Origin of the sequence: Rhodobacter capsulatus (assembly GCF_052363175.1) — a bacterium.
Lineage (GTDB): Bacteria > Pseudomonadota > Alphaproteobacteria > Rhodobacterales > Rhodobacteraceae > Rhodobacter > Rhodobacter capsulatus_D.
In genome coordinates this window covers 3,693,893-3,709,072 of record NZ_CP198946.1, presented here as the reverse complement: position 1 = coordinate 3,709,072, position 15,180 = coordinate 3,693,893, and the positions used below count along the sequence as shown (strand labels likewise).

The window sequence follows — 15,180 nt, the reverse complement described above, 5'->3', positions numbered from 1 at the left end:
GGGGGCAAACATGCAAGAGTTTACGGTTATGACGCCGTTCTGGCACGCCGGTCGTTTGCGGATGCCGGGCGAGGTCGTCCAGCTTTCGCGGGAAGCTGCCAAATATCGGGGAGCCGAGATTGCCACGGCCGCGGTTGTTGAACCCGCACCAAAGCCTAAGCGGCGCGAAAAATCGCTCTCCCCCTCGGCCGCGCCGGAGGGGACTGAATGATCGGCATGGATCGTCAGACGGGGCGCAAGATCAGTGGCTCGGATCACATCCGTCAATCCGTTGCCGATCTGCTTTCGACACGGGTCGGTACGCGTGTCATGCGTCGAGATTACGGGTCGGAGGCGGTCGATCTGATCGATCAGCCGGGGAATGGGGAAGCGGTATTGCGCCGATATGTGGCGATCGCCGAAGCGCTCGATCGGTTCGAGCCGCGCGTCACCCTGCGCGGCTTTACGTTGACCAGCATGGCGGCGGACGGGGGCGCCGTGATCGGTGTCAATCTGGCCGAAGTTGCGACCGGTCGCGAATACAGCGTCGAGGTGACGGCATGAGCCGATTTTCGCAGATCGATCTCTCGCAACTGCCGCCCCCTGACGTGATCGAGACGCTGGATTATGACGCGCTGCTGACCGATGCGCTGGCCAGGATGGCCGATCTGATGCCCGAAGTATCGGAGGCGCTGGCGCTGGAGAGCGAGCCGCTGCGCAAGTTGATCGAGTTGCTCAGCTACACCGTTCTGCTTTTGCGTGCCCGGATCAATGATGCAGCGCGTGCAACGATGTTGGCCACGGCGAGCGGCGCAGATCTTGAAAACCTCGCGGCGCTGTTCGGCGTTTCCAGGTTGCTGGTGAGCCCGGCAACAGCTGATGCGGCGGCCGTCTGGGAGACAGATGCAGCCTTGCGCGCGCGTACACAGCTCGCCCCGGAGGCTTACACCACGGCTGGCAGCATTGGAGCGTATGAGTATCACGCCCGCGCAGCAGACCCGCGGGTGCAAGATGTCAGCGTCACAACGCCCTTGCCAGGCGAAGTCCTGATCACCGTGCTGGCCAATACCCAGACTGGCGTGCCCTCCGTCAGTTTGCTCTCGATCGTGCAGGAGGCCCTGTCCCAGACCAACGTACGGCCACTCTGCCACGGGGTCACGGTCGTCGCACCGACCATGATGGATTTCGAGGTGACCGCGACGATAGAGGTCGGGGATGGGCCGGATGCCGCTGCCGTGCTGACCGCGGCCCGGGCTGCTTTGGACGAGTATCTCGCATCCGTACGCCGCATTGGAGCGACGGTAGCTATGTCTGGACTGCTGGCCGCATTGCATCGTCCCAGCGTCATCCGGGTCGCCATGACTGCCCCGGCCGCCGACATTGTCTGCAGTGCGACCGCGGCACCTCTTTGCACATCAATCAACCTGCAACTGGCGAGCACCGCATGACATTGCTGCCAGCGAATGCCACGAAACTCGAACGCGCGATCGAGATGCTGATCGCGCAGGTGCTGGATCTCGATTGCCCCGTGGATCGCTTGTGGTCTCCGGCATCCTGCCCGTCCGCGTTGCTGCCCTATCTCGCCTGGGCGCTGTCGGTCGACGAATGGGACAGCACCTGGACCGATGCACGCAAGCGCGAGGTGATCGCCGCATCGATCGAGATCCAGCGGCACAAAGGCACGCCGTGGGCGATCCGCCGCTCGCTGGATCTGCTGGGCTATGGCACGGCGCAGATTTACGAGCGGTACGCAGCATCGCGGCTGGACGGGACCTGGCTGCTCGATGGATCTCGCACACTCTCGACCAGCGATCACTGGGCTGAATACCGCGTCTATCTGGACGCGCCGATCACAACCAAGCAGGCCGCGCGGGTTCGCAAGCTGCTGTCATCGGTAGCCCCAGCCGGGTGCTGGTTGAAAGAACTCAACTACACCCGCGCTCTGAATACGCTCGACGGCAGTTGGCTGCTCGACGGCACCTACACACTGGGAGTTGCATGATGGCAGATTTGCCGGAAACCGATACCTACCCTGCCGGGGTCTATCAGTTCGAGACCACTACCCCCGCTGTTGGTGGCGCGCCAAATCGCGCGACGATGGCCGGTGCGATGAATGTTCCGCTTCTGGAGTTGGCGAACCGCACTCGCTGGCTGAAGACGCGTGTGGATCAGCTTCTGGCAGCGGTCGTGGCTGCATCCACTACAGTTGCTGGCATCGTGCGGCTGTCCACTTCGACCAGTTCGACGGCCACCGACATGGCTGCTACCCCGTCGGCGGTCAAGGCGGCGAACGACAATGCCAATACCCGTGCGCTGCAAACGACGACAATTACGGCAGCTGGTTTGGCCACCGGCGGTGGTAGCCTTGGCGCGGATCGTACCATTACCGTTCCTGCCGCGACGCAGGCCGAGGCCGAGGCGGGCACGGTTGACACCAAGGCCATGACGCCGCTGAAGGTCGCGCAGGCCATTGCCGCAGCCATCGCGGGCGGCACGCTGCAGGCTGGTTCTGCTATTCTGTCGGCGATCTCTGCGCTGGCTACGGCTGGCATCATCGTGCGCACGGCCGCGGGTACGGTCGAGACGCGCGCGGTGACGGGCGGTACCGGGGTTACGGTGACGAACGGCAACGGCGTCGCGGGTAATCCGACCATCACGCTGACCATCGCGACGCAGGCCGAGGCCGAGGCGGGCACGATCGATACTAAGGGCATGACACCGCTGAAGGTCGCGCAGGCCATTGCCGCAGCCATCGCGGGCGGCACGCTGCAGGCTGGTTCTGCTATTCTGTCGGCGATTTCTGCGCTGGCCACGGCGGGTATAATCGTGCGTACGGCCGCGGGAACGGTGGCTGCGCGGACGATTGCCGCTGGAACAGGCATGACTGTCACAAACGGAGATGGCGTGGCTGGCAACCCGACTGTCGCGCTGACCATCGCGACGCAAGCCGAAGCCGAGGCGGGCACGATCGATACTAAGGGCATGACACCGCTGAAGGTCGCGCAGGCCATTGCCGCAGCCATCGCGGGCGGTACGCTGCAGGCTGGTTCTGCTATTCTTTCGGCGATCTCTGCGCTGGCCACGGCAGGGATCATCGTGCGTACGGCTGCGGGCACGGTAGCCGCGCGTACAATTACGGCGGGAACCGGGGTCACGGTGGCGAACGGCAACGGCGTGGCTGGCAACCCGACTATCGCGCTGACCATCGCGACGCAGGCCGAAGCCGAGGCGGGCACGATCGATACTAAGGGCATGACACCGCTGAAGGTCGCGCAGGCCATTGCGGCGATGACCCCCGGTTACGGGCAAACGTGGCAGGCGGTGGCGCGCACCGCTGGGACCTCATATCAAAACACCACAACCCGTCCGATAACGGTAATGGCGTATTCTGAGGCGCAGGGATCGACTATGCAGGTCTCCACAAACGGCACAACTTGGGTGACGCTCGCGTCCTTGACCACGACTGATACCAACGGATTTGTCGAGATCCTGATCCCGGTCGGTCACTACTACCGCTACACCGGGACATGGTCTCAATTTGCAGAGCTGCGCTAATGACAGAGCACGGTTTTTTCCATCACGATATCGGCTATTGGCAGACCAATTCCGCGCCCGGGCCCGAAATCTTGGCCTCGTACCCAGATGGTACGGTTGAAGTGCCTTTGTGCCCCGGGCAAGGATGGAACTGGTCTGGATCTGAGTGGATACAATCCGGACCATCCCATGCAGATGTGCCCACAAGTGTCAGCCGGTTTCAGGCGCGCGCCGCGCTGCACCTAGCAGGCTTGCTTGATGATGCGGAAGCCGCTGTCGCGGCTGCGGATCGGCTGACGCAACTCGCCTGGACGGACGCTCGCGATTTTCGCCGCGACAGTCCTACGATTGCGGCCTTGGCGATTGTTCTGGGGCTGGATGACCAGGCTATCGACGATCTGTTTCGGCAGGCGGCCACCATCACCGCATGATGCACTCTTGATTTTGCCACTGCCGCGGCACAATCTGGCGTCAAATCAAACATGATCCCGGCCTTGGTAGTGACGCTACCAAGGCCGGATGCATCTTATCGTGTCACTTCTGAAGCATCGACCGCGCGGGGCAAGCCGCGCAATTTTGCTAGGAGTGAGCATGGCATATCTGCACGGTGTGGAGACCGTCGAGGTCACCAGTGGTGCGCGCCCCGTCGAGGTGGTGCGCTCGTCCGTTATCGGCGTCATCGGCACCGCGCCGGATGCAGACCCCGACAAGTGGCCGCTGAATACGCCGGTGCTGACGATCGGCGGTGCCGAGAGCGTCGCTGATCTGGGCGCTGATGGTACGCTTGCCGATGCGTTCGCGGCCATGTTTGCCCAAGGCGTCGGTCTGACAGTGATCACCGTTCGGGTCGAGGAAGGTGCAGCGCTTGCTGATACCATCTCGAATGTCGTCGGCGATGCCGCCGCGCGTACCGGGGTCAATGCCTTCTGGTCGGCGCAAGCGCTTTTTGGGGTATCGCCGCGCATCCTGATTGCGCCCGGGTTCACGTCGCAGCGGCCGGGCAATCTTGCCAACCCGGTCGTCGGCGCGATGCGGGGTTTCGCGGATCGTCGCCGCGCCGTGATCATCGCCGACGGGCCGAATACCACCAAGGAGGCCGCCTACACCTATCGGCAAGATTGGGGGTCCGACCGTATCTACATCGTGGACCCGGGCGTGATGGTCTATGTTGGCGGGGAAACCGTGGTGCGCCCCGCAAGTGCGTATGTCGCCGGGCTTATCGCCCGTGTTGATCGGGATGAAGGCTATCACTATTCGCCGTCGAACCACGAGATCTACGGTATCACCGGCACGGCCCGGCCGATCGATCATTTCCTTGGCGATCCGGATACCGAGGCGAACTATCTGAACGAACAGCGCATCGCCACGATCGTGCGCGATCAGGGGCTGCGGCTGTGGGGCAACGAGACCACCTCGGTCGATCCGCTCAACAAGTTCCTGTCGGTTCGGCGCACGCATGACGTCGTGGCCGACAGCATCCAGGCGGCGCATCTGTGGGCGGTGGACAAGCCGTTCTCGCTGCAGCTGCTCGTGGATATCGCCGAGACGGTGAACGGCTTCCTGCGGCAGATGACGGCGCTCGGGCGGCTTCTGGGCGGGCGCGTCTGGCTCGATCCGGCCAAGAACACCAAGGAAACGTGGGTCGCCGGGCATCTTTACGTCGATTACGACGCCGAGGCCCCCGCGCCGATGCAGCGCATCACCTTCTACTTCAACCGCAACACGGGCTATTACGACACGCTTTCGGCCAAGGCCGTCGCGGAAATCGCCCGTCTGACTGCCTGATCGGGGACCGCCATGACGCAGATCCTGCGCCGCTTCACCGCCTTCGTCGAGGGCTACGACACCCGCCTTGAGATCGAGGAGATCACCCCGCCGCTCGTGCGCGACCTTGCCGAAGAGGTCAAGGCGGGCGCCATGCTTGCGCCGATGGATGCGCCGCTCGGGCTGCAAAAGCTTGAAGCGTCGATGAAGCTGAACAGCCGCCAAAAGGCGCTGATGAAGCAAGCGGGCATCACGCCCGGCAAGTTCGTGTCGATCACCTTCCGGGTGGTGTCGATCAGCGAGATCGATGGCAGCCAGCAAAACGAGGTGTTGGTGATCAAGGGGCGGCTGAACGTCGATGGCAACAGCTGGTCGGCAAACTCGGCCAGTACGACGGACTACAAGATCGGCTCGATCAACTATTACCAGCATCGCGTCGATGGCGAGCTGCTTTACGAAATCGACATTATCAACTGCATCTGCATCGTCGATGGCGTCGACCAATGGGCGGATCTGCGCGCGGGGCTTGGGCTGTGATGACGGGCAACAAGGATGCGGCGGCGGGCGGCGGCGCGCTGATGACGGATGCGGAATTCGAACCCGTGTCGGACAAGATCACCTTCGTGGAAACCGGCCGGGCGCGAATGGCTGAATTGCCGCTCGAATGGCCGCTGCAATTGCCCGCAGGCGGGCGCATCGACGTGCTGCATCTGCGCCGCCTGCTGGGGAGCGAAGTGGCAAAAGTGCAGGAACTGATGCTGGCGGGCAAAGAGGCGGAGGTTCTGGCACTGTTCACGGGCGAGCGCGTCGAAGTGATCGAGGCGCTCGACCAGGACGACATGATCGAGCTGAAGGCGCGGCTTGCCGATTTTTTGCCGCGCAGCCTGCGGGCGGCCCTGGACGCCGCGCAGGAACTGATGCTCGCCGAACTGAAATCCCGCACTGGCGCGGCGTCGTAACCGACATCGCCTTCGCATTTCACTGGCCGCTTGCCGAAATCCTCAGCCTGCCGTGGGACGAAATGCTCGCATGGCAGGCTGAAATCCGAAGCCTCTACAAAGCCATGAGCCCCGGGAAATGACCGATCTCAACGTCGCCCTGATCCTGCGCCTGATCGACCAGTTTTCGACGCCCGCGGACAAGGTGCGGGCGGCGATCCGGGGCATGGGCAACAGCGCGAAGGAGTTTCGTCAAGGGTTCGCCCAGCAGATCCGCGCGGGGTTCAGCGAGGCGAATATCGCGGATGCTCTGGCAAAGAACGAGCAGGCCATCGCCTCGGCCCGCGGGCGGCTCATGGGGGCGTTCGGCATGGGGTTGACACTGGCCGCGCCGGTGATGGCCTCGGGCAAGATGCAGGCAGATCTGATCGACTATGGCAACCTCGCCGGTCTGACAGGCGAAAAGCTGCGGTCTTTGGGTGTCGATCTGAACGCGCTGTCCAGGGCGAGCAAGACCGGCATGTCCGCGCCCGAGCTGCTGGCTGGGCTGCAAACATATGTTGGGAAAGGCCTCGATCAGGACGCCGCTCTGAAGGCGCTTTTGGCGACCGGCCGGGCGGCAAAGGCGACGAATTCCGAGTTCAATGACATGGCCGCCGCGGGCTTTGCGGTGATGGATAACCTGACCGTCGCGCCAGAGCAGCTGCGCAAGGTCTTCGACGCGATGGCCAAAAGCGGCAAGGAAGGGTCGTTCGAGCTCAAAGACATGGCGCGCAACTTCCCCGAGATCACCGCCGGGGCAAGGGCGCTTGGGATGGAAGGTGTGGACGGCGTCGCCTCGCTGGCGGCCGCGCTTCAGATCGCGATGAAGTCGGCAGGCTCGGCCGATCAGGCTGCCAACAACTTTTCGAACTTCATGGGCAAGCTGACCTCGCCTGACACGGTGAAGAAGTTCGCCGAGTTCGGGGTGGATGTGCAGGCCGAACTGAACAAGGCGGCGGCCTCCGGGGCGGATCCGCTCGAACACATGCTGGGCGTGATCCAGAAGGTGACCGGCGGCGACCAGTTCAAGATGGGCGAGCTGTTTTCGGATAAGCAGGTCTTGGACTTCCTGCGCGCGGCGATCCCGAACCTCGAAGAGTACCGGCGCATCAAGCAAGCTGCCCTTGGCGCAGATGGCATCATCGACGCCGACTACGAGGCAAAGATGGGCGGCTTTGTCGAAAGCACCGTGCAACTGAAGAACGCGGTGATGGAACTGTTCGGGGCGAGTGGCGTGCTGTTGCCGATCCTGACGGACATCACGAAACAAGCGACATCCTTTGTCTATGCCGTGTCGGACTGGACCAAGGAACACCCGAAACTGACCGAAGCCATCGTCAAGGGCGGCGCGGCGCTTCTGGTGTTCGGGATCGGATCGCGCGTGCTTGGTTACGGCTTTGCGATCATGCGCGGTGGATTGATCCGCACGCTGGGGCTCTTCCTGAAGTTCAATGATGCGGGGCGCAACGTCTCGATCGCCGCCAAGGCGGTGCGCGGTCTTGGATGGGCTTTTGGCGGCTTGGGAAAACTCGGAAAGTTCGCCCTTTCAAAACTGGTCACGCCGCTGCGCTGGACGGCCGGGTTGATCCCGCGCATCCCGTGGGCGGCCTTGGCGGGAGGCAAGTTCGCCTTGCGCGCTCTGGTCACTGCGCTGAAATGGACCACTCGTTTGATCCCCGTGATCGGTTGGGCGCTGCTCGCCGGTGAACTCATCTGGAACCTGCTGATCAAGCCGCTCGGATGGGACAAGTATTTGCCGTCGATCGACTGGGGACGTGTCTGGGGGGCGTTTTCATGGCACGGTTGGCTGCCGGAATTGGACTGGTCGAAGTTCATGTCTGCGATCGACTGGCCCGAGTGGGTTGGGCGCGTCGATTGGGCAAATCTCGTCCCCAAATGGAGCTGGAAACTTCTGATCCCTCCGCTGGCCATCGCGGAGTGGCTGGGGTTTAGCTGGAGCGACGTGCTGCCTAAATGGAATTGGGCCGACATCATTCCAGACATGCCCTCGTTTGACTTCAACTGGGGTGGGCCGCGCACGGCCGTGCCTTCCGGTTTTGTAAAACCGGATTTCCGCGCGCCTGGGATGCTGCCGATGGGCGGACAATCTTCAGCCGCCACGCGCGCGGCTGCCGAACAGTGGCTGGCTCAGCCGCAGATCGTGACCCGGGACAGCGCCGGTTCGGCGGCGCGCATGGCCACGCCGCCCTCGGCCGCGGCGCCGCAGAAGATCGAGGAGACGATCAACCACGATTACCGGTCCGAGCAGTCGATCACCGTCACGGTGCCGGTGCAGATCACGCAACAGATTGCGGCGGACAGCGCCCGCATCGCGCGCGAGGTCGGGGCGCGGACTGAGGCGGCGACACGTCGGGCGCTGTCCGATCACGGGGGGCCGCAGTGATGGACCTGTTTCAAGGGAGGCTGCCCAGATCTCGGCCGCGCCGCATGCTGATGACGGCAGTCGATATCGGTCAGGCACCCGGCCTGATGCCCGGGTGGACCACGTCCAAGGGGGCACACTGGGTTTGCGGCAAGTGCGGCCATGACGAGGGGTGGCTCTTCAATATGAGCGCCACCGACATCCGCGCCAAAGTTCCGTGTCCGATCTGCAATAAAGCGGAGGTGCGGCCATGCTGATGGCGCTGGGCCCTTTCCTGTTCACCGTCACGACGCAGCTGCTCGACACGCTGACCGACCGCGAAGTCGCGCGCATCGAGCAGATGGAACGGGCCGCGGCAATGCCCACGCCGCAGTTTCTTGGGCCGGGCGACCGCGAAATCGAGATCACCGCGCTGATTTACAAAGAGGTGCTGTCACCCGGCGGTCCATTTGTGATCGAGGCGATGCGTCTGGCGCTGCGGGCCGGTCTGCGCCTGCCATTGATTGCCCGCGCCGGGCACTTCTACGGTTTCTTCCTGATCCGCGAACTGGAGGTGGTCAAAACCCACGTCCTGCCGAACGGCACCTTCCAGAAAATGGAGGTGCGGATCTCTCTCACACGCTCGCCGCTCGGTTTCGGGATCGGTGGCATATCACTGTTCTAAAAGGAGACTGCATGACCCAATTTTCTGTTCGCGTGCGCAATGCCGCGCTTAATGCCGTCGAAACCACGATCGGCCCGGCCCCGACGCTGGAGCTACGCTCTGGGCCGCCCCCGGCAAATGCCGCCGCAGCCGATACCGGCGTGCTGTTGGCATCGATGGTGCTGCCCGCTGACTGGCTCTCGGATGCGGCAAACGGGGCCAAGGGGCTGCTTGGCACGTGGCAGGACAGCGCCGCCGACGCGGCGGGCACGGTCGGGCACTACAGGATCAAAGCCGGTGGCGTGTGCGACGTGCAGGGCACTGTGACGATCACTGGGCAGGGTGGTGATATGACGCTGGACAACAATGTGCTCGCGGTCGGGCAGGTCGTGACGATTACGGGCTACAACCTCCTCGCGGGGGGTGCGTGATGGCGCTCTCGCAATTCCCTGTGGTCATGCCGCGCGCTGTGGCGGCGATTGTCGCCGCGGCTGCCTCGCTGCGCTATCTGCGCGACACATCCGGCGATCTGACGTGGCTCGCGCTCGAAACCGCACAGGACAGCCTTCGCCCTGCCTACGGCGCTTCCCTTGAGGCTCTTGTCGAGGGAGCGAAAGCACCCGAGGCAGCAGGCGTTTTTATGGCATCGATCGGCGGCCCTGCGACACTCGTTGAATTCCAAGGCAAGCTGGAAAGCTTCGTCGGGGCCGCAGAGGCATGGAACGCATTCCTGGAGGGATATCTCGCCGCGCTTCCGCAATCCTGTCTTGTCGGTCTGGTGCGCCGCGATCTGAACGGCATCAACGGAACTTGGCACATCGAGCGGCCGGGTTTCATCCCGTCTGCCGAAGCTGCCGCACTTCGCGCCTCTCCTGAACTTGCAGCGCTGATCACATCCTTCGAGGCTGTGGGCGCCTGATCATGACCTACGCCGTTGTATCCAGCTACTCTGGCGCGGCAAAAACGACCGTCAGCATTGGCGGCGTGAGTTACGACCTCTACACGTTTTCATCGACCTCTGGCGGCGAGATCACGTTTTCGGCCGGGGGCGATGTTGATTGTTTGATCGTCCCAAGCGGTGCCGGTGCGAACGCTGGATCAGCGGCTGGGGGCGCCAGTGCTGGCCGCCCGATCGAGACTGTGGCCTCCGTCAGCGCGCAGTCATACCCGATCACGGTTGGCGCTGGCGGCGCGGCCGATGCGACAGGTACCGCTACCAACTACGGCTCAGACGGATCTCCATCGTCATTTGCCGGGCTATCTGCGCCTGGCGGTGTAAGTGCCGCTGGATATGACAGGGTAGGACGGTCGGGCCCAAATGGGTCTGGCGGTGCGGCGGGGATCGTCAACAGATCCGGTGGGTCTGGCACTGCGGGTCAGGGGTATGCTGGTGGGATCGGCATCTATTCCGGTAACACAAATCGCGCCGGAGGTGGCGGCGGTGGCGCCGGAGAGGCGGGTTATGATGGCGGCCTCACAGGCACTGGGTCGCAAGGCGGCAAGGGCGTAATCAGCACTATTACTGGCACGCCCCAGAGATTTTGCGGCGCTGGTGCGGGATCTCGGCGCGCCGCTACGTCTGGCGCGCGTGGCGGTGATGGCGGTGGCGGTGACGGTGGTTACACAGATGCTGCAGGCACTAGCTACCCAGGATCAAACGGCGTCGACGGTCTCGGTGGTGGTGGTGGTGGTGGTGGTGGCGGTAACGGATCGCAGGGCGGACGCGGCGGGCATGGTGTCGTCATCCTGCGCGTTGCCACGCCTGTGAGCGCCGGGGCTACCGGCACGGCATCCGGGTCGCTCGATATTACTGGATCGGCGCAGGGACAGGCATTGGCGCAGGGCGCCGCAGCCGGGTCGCTCGATGTCGCGGCAGCTGGCGCGGGGCGGGCCGAGGCACATGGTCAGGCATCCGGGTCGCTCGATGTCGCGGCAGCTGGCGCAGGGCGGGCCGAGGTGCGTGGTCAGGCATCCGGTGCCTTTGAAATTGATGGGACAGCAAATGGGCTCGCCCCCGCAAATACGGGGTCATATTCGTATTTGGTAACAGGACAGTGGGTGGATCATGCAGCCCCGGGCAAGTGGATCGACCGCGAGGCTGTTGGCGTTTGGCATGTGAGGGCGGCGTGAAATTCGAGATCTATTCCGCGGACAGTTTCCGTTTGCGTGTTCCAGTGCGCCGTGGTGGTGTCCCTATGCCACTGACGGGCGCCAGTGTTGAGGCCTCAGCATCAAACGGCGTCAGGAATGTGCAGGCGACAATCGACATGTCATTCGCAGATGATGGCGTGATCGGCGTTATTCTCGGCAAAGGGGCGCTGTCCGCCGGGATCTGGCAGCTCGATGTGAGAGTGACAGTCGGACCAGAGACACAAACCGTCAGAAGTGTTCTGATCGACGTCACGCAGTCTGCTTAGGAGATATCGAGATGGCAACGTCCTATACGACAACCGGTGGAGAGGTGCTCGATCAGATCGCCCTGACCCATTACGGCACGAGCCTCGGATCGACGGAGCGTCTTTTGGCTGCAAACCCGGGCCTCGCAATGCAGCCGGTTATCCTGCCGCCTGGCGTCACGATCATGGTTCCCATACTCCCCGCCACCCCTGCTGCACGCCCGGTAAAGCTCTATGACTGACCGTCCGATCATTTCGCTGACTGCAGATGGCAATCCGCTCGCCGCGGCAAGAGTTCTGGAGGTCGAGATCACAGATGAAGCCGGTTACAAGAGTGACCAGCTTATCGTTGTGCTCGACGACGCAGAGCCCCAGATTGCACGTCCCCGCGAGGGAGCAAAACTGACGATCTCCATCGGATATCTAAGCACCGGGTTAGTTGAGTTTGGCACCTATGTCGTCGAAGAGATCGAGCGTAGCGGTTGGCCGCGCGAGTTGGTGCTGATCGCAAAGGCCGCAGACGGCGCGGGCACCCTGAAGGAGCCGAAGACGAGATCGTGGGAGGCCAAGACAGTCGCGGATATCCTGAAACAGATTGCCGCTGACAATAACCTCACACCTATCGTTTCGGACAAGCTCGGGGCGATCAAAGTCGCGTTTCTGGCACAGACCGAAGAAAGTGATCAGCACCTGTTGACCAGGCTGGGGCAGCGTATCGGGGCGGTGATCGCGCCCAAGGATGGCCGTCTGATTGCGACAGAGCGCCATGGTGCCAAGACCGCCTCGGGGAAGGATATGCCCGAGGTGACTGTGGGGCCTGCAAACTTGATCGCATCCAGTGGCTATCGGGTTACGCTCAAGCCCAGCGCCAGATTTGGCGAGGTCCGTGGGAGGTGGCGGGATCGTACTGGCGGGAAAACGCGTGAAGTGCGCGAAAAAGCAGCCGATAAAGGGCCTCTGAAAACCCTTCGAGAGGTCTATCAAAACGAGGAGGAATGCCGTTGCGCAGTCTCGGCCGAGGCCCGAAAGGTGCGGGCTTCAGAGGCGGAACTGACGTTGACAATGATTGGTACGCCGTCGGCTCGGGCGGAGGCCCGCATCACGGTGTCTGGTGTCAGTCTAGACGCGGACGGCGGCTGGGTATGCAAGCAGGCAACGCACCGCTGGAGCTTTCGAACTGGTGGCGGCGCGACCACCGAACTGGTTTGCGAATATGGTGCGGACGGCGCTCAGACCGGCAGCTAATTTGGTGTCAAATCAGTTGTCCGCTGCTATCAAAGCTGCTGTCCGGCTACAGTCGCGCCGCCGGGGCGGGAGCGGGGGGGAGGGACCGCCCCCTGATCAGACCGGCAGAGGAACGAGTGTCCAGAAGCCCACCGCGGTCAGAAGGTTGATCGCAAAGGTCATTACGGCGATGGCGCAGGCGGGCGGATCGACGTGGGTGTCGCCGTGGCACAGGAAGGCGCGGGCAAAGAACTCGCCCAGGAAGGCCGCGATGATGCCGACGACCGCGCCCCAGATCACCGACCCCGAAGCCACGCCCGCAAGGGCGGCGGGCAGCATGATGTGGTGGGTGACCGGGATCAGCACGCCCAGCGTCAGGAAAAAGAGCGACGAGGCCGCGATGCCGAAGGCCAGCAGCGCGCCCGGCACGCCATGGGTCACGCCCAGCCAGGCGCCAAGCAAGCCGCCGCCAAGGCCGATCACCGCGATCTGCGCCGGGGAGGACTGGAACACCAGCCATTTCGTCGCGTCGGTCGGATGGAAGAAGCCGCGGCCCGGATCGGCCTTGCCGCAAAAGCCGCAGGTCCCCCAGAGGAACCGTGCGAGGAAGGCCGAGATCACCACGCCGACGGCGGGCAGGTCGCTGAAGGCAAGGCCCGGCCCGAAGCTCGGCACGAATTGCAGCGCCCAGAAGATCACATAGCCGATCAGGCCGAAGATGCCGCCCACCAGCAGCACGTCGGGACTGTTCAGCCCCATGCCCGCGGTGACGATGTTGCGCCCGCTGTCAAGCTTGCCTTTCTTCGCCGCATAGGCCGCCGCCGCGACGCCCGCCGCAAAGCCGCCGGTATGCGGGCCGAAGGCGCCGAACGGGATGCCGAAGAAGTCAGTCGTGCCCGCGCCGATGGCGAGCTGGATCGCGACGCCGATCATCGTCAGGAAGCCGACGAAGGCGAAGGCGGGCAGCGCGCCGATCGCGGCCCCGAATATTCCGCCGCCGAAAGCGACGAGCAAACCAAGCAGTGTCATTCTGGTCTCCTTGTATATTCCGGGCGGTCCGAATGGAGTTTGTCCGGGGTCTTGATGCGGTTTTAAGGATGACGGCCGGAGGACCGTCGAAATGACCTGCGCCGGGAAAATGCGCGTGCGGAAAAATAGCATCGGAAAATTGCTTTCCGATGCGCAAATCCGGTTCCGACTGACGCGAGTTTCTTTTCCGACGCGGGCGGTCGATTGCCCTTGAAACTACCGCCGCAGCCCGTCGCGGGTCAACGCGAGCGCCTTGGCCTTCACGGGTAGTTTCTTGCAAAACCGGACACTGGTGAGTCGTAGTTTCTGTCAATTGCCTGAATTATAGTGATTATTTTTCTGTCTTGGTTGTGTTTTGCTCGGTCTGGTCGGGTAGGGGCCGTGCAAGTCGTGCTTGCGGACCCGTCCGGGTTTGTTCGGGGCAGGACAAGAAATCACCTGGTCATGGTCTTTTCTTGTCCTGCCGCTTGCCTTCTTTGGGGGCCGATCTCGCCAAAACCCCCGTATTTGCAGGGGAAATCACACGGAGAAACCCTGGGGCAAGTTATTCCCCTTTCTGGTCAAGGGGCTCGCGTTGACCCTTTTGGCATCTCGGGCCTATTCATTTCCCAGACGCCGAAAACGGCAGCCCAGGATCGAAACGAATGAAACGCTCGCCCCAAAATAAAATCCTGATGATCGTCGGAGATTACTCCGAAGATTACGAGGTGATGGTGCCGTTTCAGGCGCTGGAAATGCTGGGCTTCACCGTCGACGCCGTCTGCCCCGGCAAGCGCAAGGGCGAGACGATCCGCACCGCGATCCATGATTTCGAGGGCGATCAGACCTATTCGGAAAAACCCGGCCATCTGTTCCGGCTGACGGCGAGCTTCGCCACTGTCAGCGCCGAGGACTATGCCGGTCTCTATCTCGCCGGTGGCCGTGCCTGCGAATACCTGCGTCTTGAGGCGCCGGTCCTGGCCATCGTGCGGGCCTTCATGACGGAGAACCGGCCGGTGGCCGCGATCTGCCATGGCGCGCAGCTCCTGACCGCCGCCGACGTGGTGCGCGGACGTCGGTTGACGGCCTATCCGGCTGTCGAACCGGAAGTGAAGGCGGCAGGGGCCCACTTCGTCGCAACCGCGCCGGAGCACACCGTGATCGACGGCAATCTTGCGACCGCACCGGCCTGGCCCGGGCATCAGACGCTGATGCGTGCGTTCGTCCAGATCATCGACCCGAACCTGTTGAACTGACATGGCTTTCCGG

At 63.1% G+C, this 15,180-nt stretch carries 19 protein-coding genes; 18 read left to right on the top strand and 1 reads right to left on the bottom strand.

Annotated features, from left to right (window positions below):
* Positions 1-10: 10 nt before the first annotated feature.
* The 17 genes from ACTTAI_RS19170 to ACTTAI_RS19090 all read left to right on the top strand — a co-directional run bounded on the left by ACTTAI_RS19170 (position 11) and on the right by ACTTAI_RS19090 (position 12,924).
* Positions 11-211: a hypothetical protein gene (locus ACTTAI_RS19170; RefSeq protein WP_444453121.1), complete on the top strand. Its 201-nt coding sequence runs from the start codon at positions 11-13 to the stop codon at positions 209-211.
* A complete protein-coding gene (locus tag ACTTAI_RS19165; RefSeq protein ID WP_444453119.1) occupies positions 208-543 on the top strand; it encodes a GPW/gp25 family protein in 336 nt (111 codons plus the stop codon). The genes ACTTAI_RS19170 and ACTTAI_RS19165 overlap by 4 nt, the downstream gene beginning before the upstream one ends.
* On the top strand, positions 540-1,427 hold the full coding sequence (locus ACTTAI_RS19160) for a baseplate assembly protein (RefSeq protein ID WP_444453117.1): 888 nt from the start codon (positions 540-542) through the stop codon (positions 1,425-1,427). Before ACTTAI_RS19165 ends, ACTTAI_RS19160 begins: the two co-directional genes overlap by 4 nt.
* On the top strand, positions 1,424-1,981 hold the full coding sequence (locus tag ACTTAI_RS19155) for a phage tail protein I (protein WP_444453116.1): 558 nt from the start codon (positions 1,424-1,426) through the stop codon (positions 1,979-1,981). The genes ACTTAI_RS19160 and ACTTAI_RS19155 overlap by 4 nt, the downstream gene beginning before the upstream one ends.
* Positions 1,981-3,534, top strand: coding sequence for a tail fiber protein (locus tag ACTTAI_RS19150; RefSeq protein ID WP_444453114.1), 1,554 nt, complete (start codon positions 1,981-1,983; stop codon positions 3,532-3,534). Before ACTTAI_RS19155 ends, ACTTAI_RS19150 begins: the two co-directional genes overlap by 1 nt.
* Positions 3,534-3,944 carry a hypothetical protein gene (locus ACTTAI_RS19145; RefSeq protein ID WP_444453112.1) on the top strand — a complete coding sequence of 137 codons (411 nt, stop codon included), beginning with the start codon at positions 3,534-3,536 and terminating at the stop codon, positions 3,942-3,944. Before ACTTAI_RS19150 ends, ACTTAI_RS19145 begins: the two co-directional genes overlap by 1 nt.
* Positions 3,945-4,104: 160 nt before the next feature.
* The gene (locus ACTTAI_RS19140) at positions 4,105-5,298 is read left to right on the top strand and encodes a phage tail sheath subtilisin-like domain-containing protein (RefSeq protein ID WP_444453111.1); all 1,194 of its coding nucleotides are present in this window, start codon (positions 4,105-4,107) and stop codon (positions 5,296-5,298) included.
* 12 nt (positions 5,299-5,310) lie between these two features.
* Entirely contained in the window at positions 5,311-5,814 is a 504-nt protein-coding gene (locus ACTTAI_RS19135) for a phage major tail tube protein (RefSeq protein ID WP_444453109.1), read from the top strand.
* Complete coding sequence (locus ACTTAI_RS19130; protein ID WP_444453107.1) at positions 5,814-6,236, top strand: hypothetical protein; 423 nt, start codon at positions 5,814-5,816, stop codon at positions 6,234-6,236. Before ACTTAI_RS19135 ends, ACTTAI_RS19130 begins: the two co-directional genes overlap by 1 nt.
* Positions 6,237-6,354: 118 nt before the next feature.
* Positions 6,355-8,661 (top strand): phage tail tape measure protein, encoded by a 2,307-nt coding sequence (locus tag ACTTAI_RS19125; RefSeq protein WP_444453106.1) that lies wholly within the window; start codon positions 6,355-6,357, stop codon positions 8,659-8,661.
* A gap of 229 nt (positions 8,662-8,890) precedes the next feature.
* A complete protein-coding gene (locus ACTTAI_RS19120; RefSeq protein WP_444453104.1) occupies positions 8,891-9,304 on the top strand; it encodes a phage tail protein in 414 nt (137 codons plus the stop codon).
* A gap of 11 nt (positions 9,305-9,315) precedes the next feature.
* Positions 9,316-9,714, top strand: coding sequence for a hypothetical protein (locus ACTTAI_RS19115; protein ID WP_444453103.1), 399 nt, complete (start codon positions 9,316-9,318; stop codon positions 9,712-9,714).
* The gene (locus ACTTAI_RS19110) at positions 9,714-10,202 is read left to right on the top strand and encodes a hypothetical protein (RefSeq protein ID WP_444453101.1); all 489 of its coding nucleotides are present in this window, start codon (positions 9,714-9,716) and stop codon (positions 10,200-10,202) included. Before ACTTAI_RS19115 ends, ACTTAI_RS19110 begins: the two co-directional genes overlap by 1 nt.
* A 2-nt stretch (positions 10,203-10,204) precedes the next feature.
* Entirely contained in the window at positions 10,205-11,413 is a 1,209-nt protein-coding gene (locus ACTTAI_RS19105; protein ID WP_444453099.1) for a glycine-rich domain-containing protein, read from the top strand.
* Positions 11,410-11,700, top strand: a complete 291-nt coding sequence (locus tag ACTTAI_RS19100; protein WP_444453097.1) for a hypothetical protein — start codon at positions 11,410-11,412, stop codon at positions 11,698-11,700. Before ACTTAI_RS19105 ends, ACTTAI_RS19100 begins: the two co-directional genes overlap by 4 nt.
* 11 nt (positions 11,701-11,711) lie before the next feature.
* On the top strand, positions 11,712-11,921 hold the full coding sequence (locus ACTTAI_RS19095; RefSeq protein ID WP_444453096.1) for a tail protein X: 210 nt from the start codon (positions 11,712-11,714) through the stop codon (positions 11,919-11,921).
* The gene (locus tag ACTTAI_RS19090; protein ID WP_444453095.1) at positions 11,914-12,924 is read left to right on the top strand and encodes a contractile injection system protein, VgrG/Pvc8 family; all 1,011 of its coding nucleotides are present in this window, start codon (positions 11,914-11,916) and stop codon (positions 12,922-12,924) included. Before ACTTAI_RS19095 ends, ACTTAI_RS19090 begins: the two co-directional genes overlap by 8 nt.
* Before the next feature lie 96 nt (positions 12,925-13,020).
* Here the strand turns inward: ACTTAI_RS19090 and ACTTAI_RS19085 are convergent, their stop codons facing one another.
* Positions 13,021-13,932, bottom strand: a complete 912-nt coding sequence (locus ACTTAI_RS19085; RefSeq protein WP_444453093.1) for a permease — start codon at positions 13,930-13,932, stop codon at positions 13,021-13,023.
* A 644-nt stretch (positions 13,933-14,576) separates the two neighbouring features.
* Here ACTTAI_RS19085 and ACTTAI_RS19080 point away from each other — a divergent pair.
* On the top strand, positions 14,577-15,167 hold the full coding sequence (locus ACTTAI_RS19080; protein ID WP_444453091.1) for a DJ-1/PfpI family protein: 591 nt from the start codon (positions 14,577-14,579) through the stop codon (positions 15,165-15,167).
* The last annotated feature ends 13 nt before the right edge of the window (positions 15,168-15,180 follow it).

What these genes read in the sequence shown, in the direction of transcription:
- ACTTAI_RS19150 (WP_444453114.1), top strand. Translation starts at nt 1,981, where the DNA reads ATGGCAGATTTGCCGGAAACCGATACCTACCCTGCCGGGGTCTATCAG.
- ACTTAI_RS19110 (WP_444453101.1), top strand. Translation starts at nt 9,714, where the DNA reads ATGGCGCTCTCGCAATTCCCTGTGGTCATGCCGCGCGCTGTGGCGGCG.
- ACTTAI_RS19135 (WP_444453109.1), top strand. Translation starts at nt 5,311, where the DNA reads ATGACGCAGATCCTGCGCCGCTTCACCGCCTTCGTCGAGGGCTACGAC.
- ACTTAI_RS19095 (WP_444453096.1), top strand. Translation starts at nt 11,712, where the DNA reads ATGGCAACGTCCTATACGACAACCGGTGGAGAGGTGCTCGATCAGATC.
- ACTTAI_RS19105 (WP_444453099.1), top strand. Translation starts at nt 10,205, where the DNA reads ATGACCTACGCCGTTGTATCCAGCTACTCTGGCGCGGCAAAAACGACC.
- ACTTAI_RS19085 (WP_444453093.1), bottom strand. Translation starts at nt 13,932, where the DNA reads ATGACACTGCTTGGTTTGCTCGTCGCTTTCGGCGGCGGAATATTCGGG.
- ACTTAI_RS19115 (WP_444453103.1), top strand. Translation starts at nt 9,316, where the DNA reads ATGACCCAATTTTCTGTTCGCGTGCGCAATGCCGCGCTTAATGCCGTC.
- ACTTAI_RS19165 (WP_444453119.1), top strand. Translation starts at nt 208, where the DNA reads ATGATCGGCATGGATCGTCAGACGGGGCGCAAGATCAGTGGCTCGGAT.
- ACTTAI_RS19090 (WP_444453095.1), top strand. Translation starts at nt 11,914, where the DNA reads ATGACTGACCGTCCGATCATTTCGCTGACTGCAGATGGCAATCCGCTC.
- ACTTAI_RS19120 (WP_444453104.1), top strand. Translation starts at nt 8,891, where the DNA reads ATGCTGATGGCGCTGGGCCCTTTCCTGTTCACCGTCACGACGCAGCTG.
- ACTTAI_RS19080 (WP_444453091.1), top strand. Translation starts at nt 14,577, where the DNA reads ATGAAACGCTCGCCCCAAAATAAAATCCTGATGATCGTCGGAGATTAC.
- ACTTAI_RS19155 (WP_444453116.1), top strand. Translation starts at nt 1,424, where the DNA reads ATGACATTGCTGCCAGCGAATGCCACGAAACTCGAACGCGCGATCGAG.
- ACTTAI_RS19145 (WP_444453112.1), top strand. Translation starts at nt 3,534, where the DNA reads ATGACAGAGCACGGTTTTTTCCATCACGATATCGGCTATTGGCAGACC.
- ACTTAI_RS19160 (WP_444453117.1), top strand. Translation starts at nt 540, where the DNA reads ATGAGCCGATTTTCGCAGATCGATCTCTCGCAACTGCCGCCCCCTGAC.
- ACTTAI_RS19130 (WP_444453107.1), top strand. Translation starts at nt 5,814, where the DNA reads ATGACGGGCAACAAGGATGCGGCGGCGGGCGGCGGCGCGCTGATGACG.
- ACTTAI_RS19125 (WP_444453106.1), top strand. Translation starts at nt 6,355, where the DNA reads ATGACCGATCTCAACGTCGCCCTGATCCTGCGCCTGATCGACCAGTTT.
- ACTTAI_RS19170 (WP_444453121.1), top strand. Translation starts at nt 11, where the DNA reads ATGCAAGAGTTTACGGTTATGACGCCGTTCTGGCACGCCGGTCGTTTG.
- ACTTAI_RS19140 (WP_444453111.1), top strand. Translation starts at nt 4,105, where the DNA reads ATGGCATATCTGCACGGTGTGGAGACCGTCGAGGTCACCAGTGGTGCG.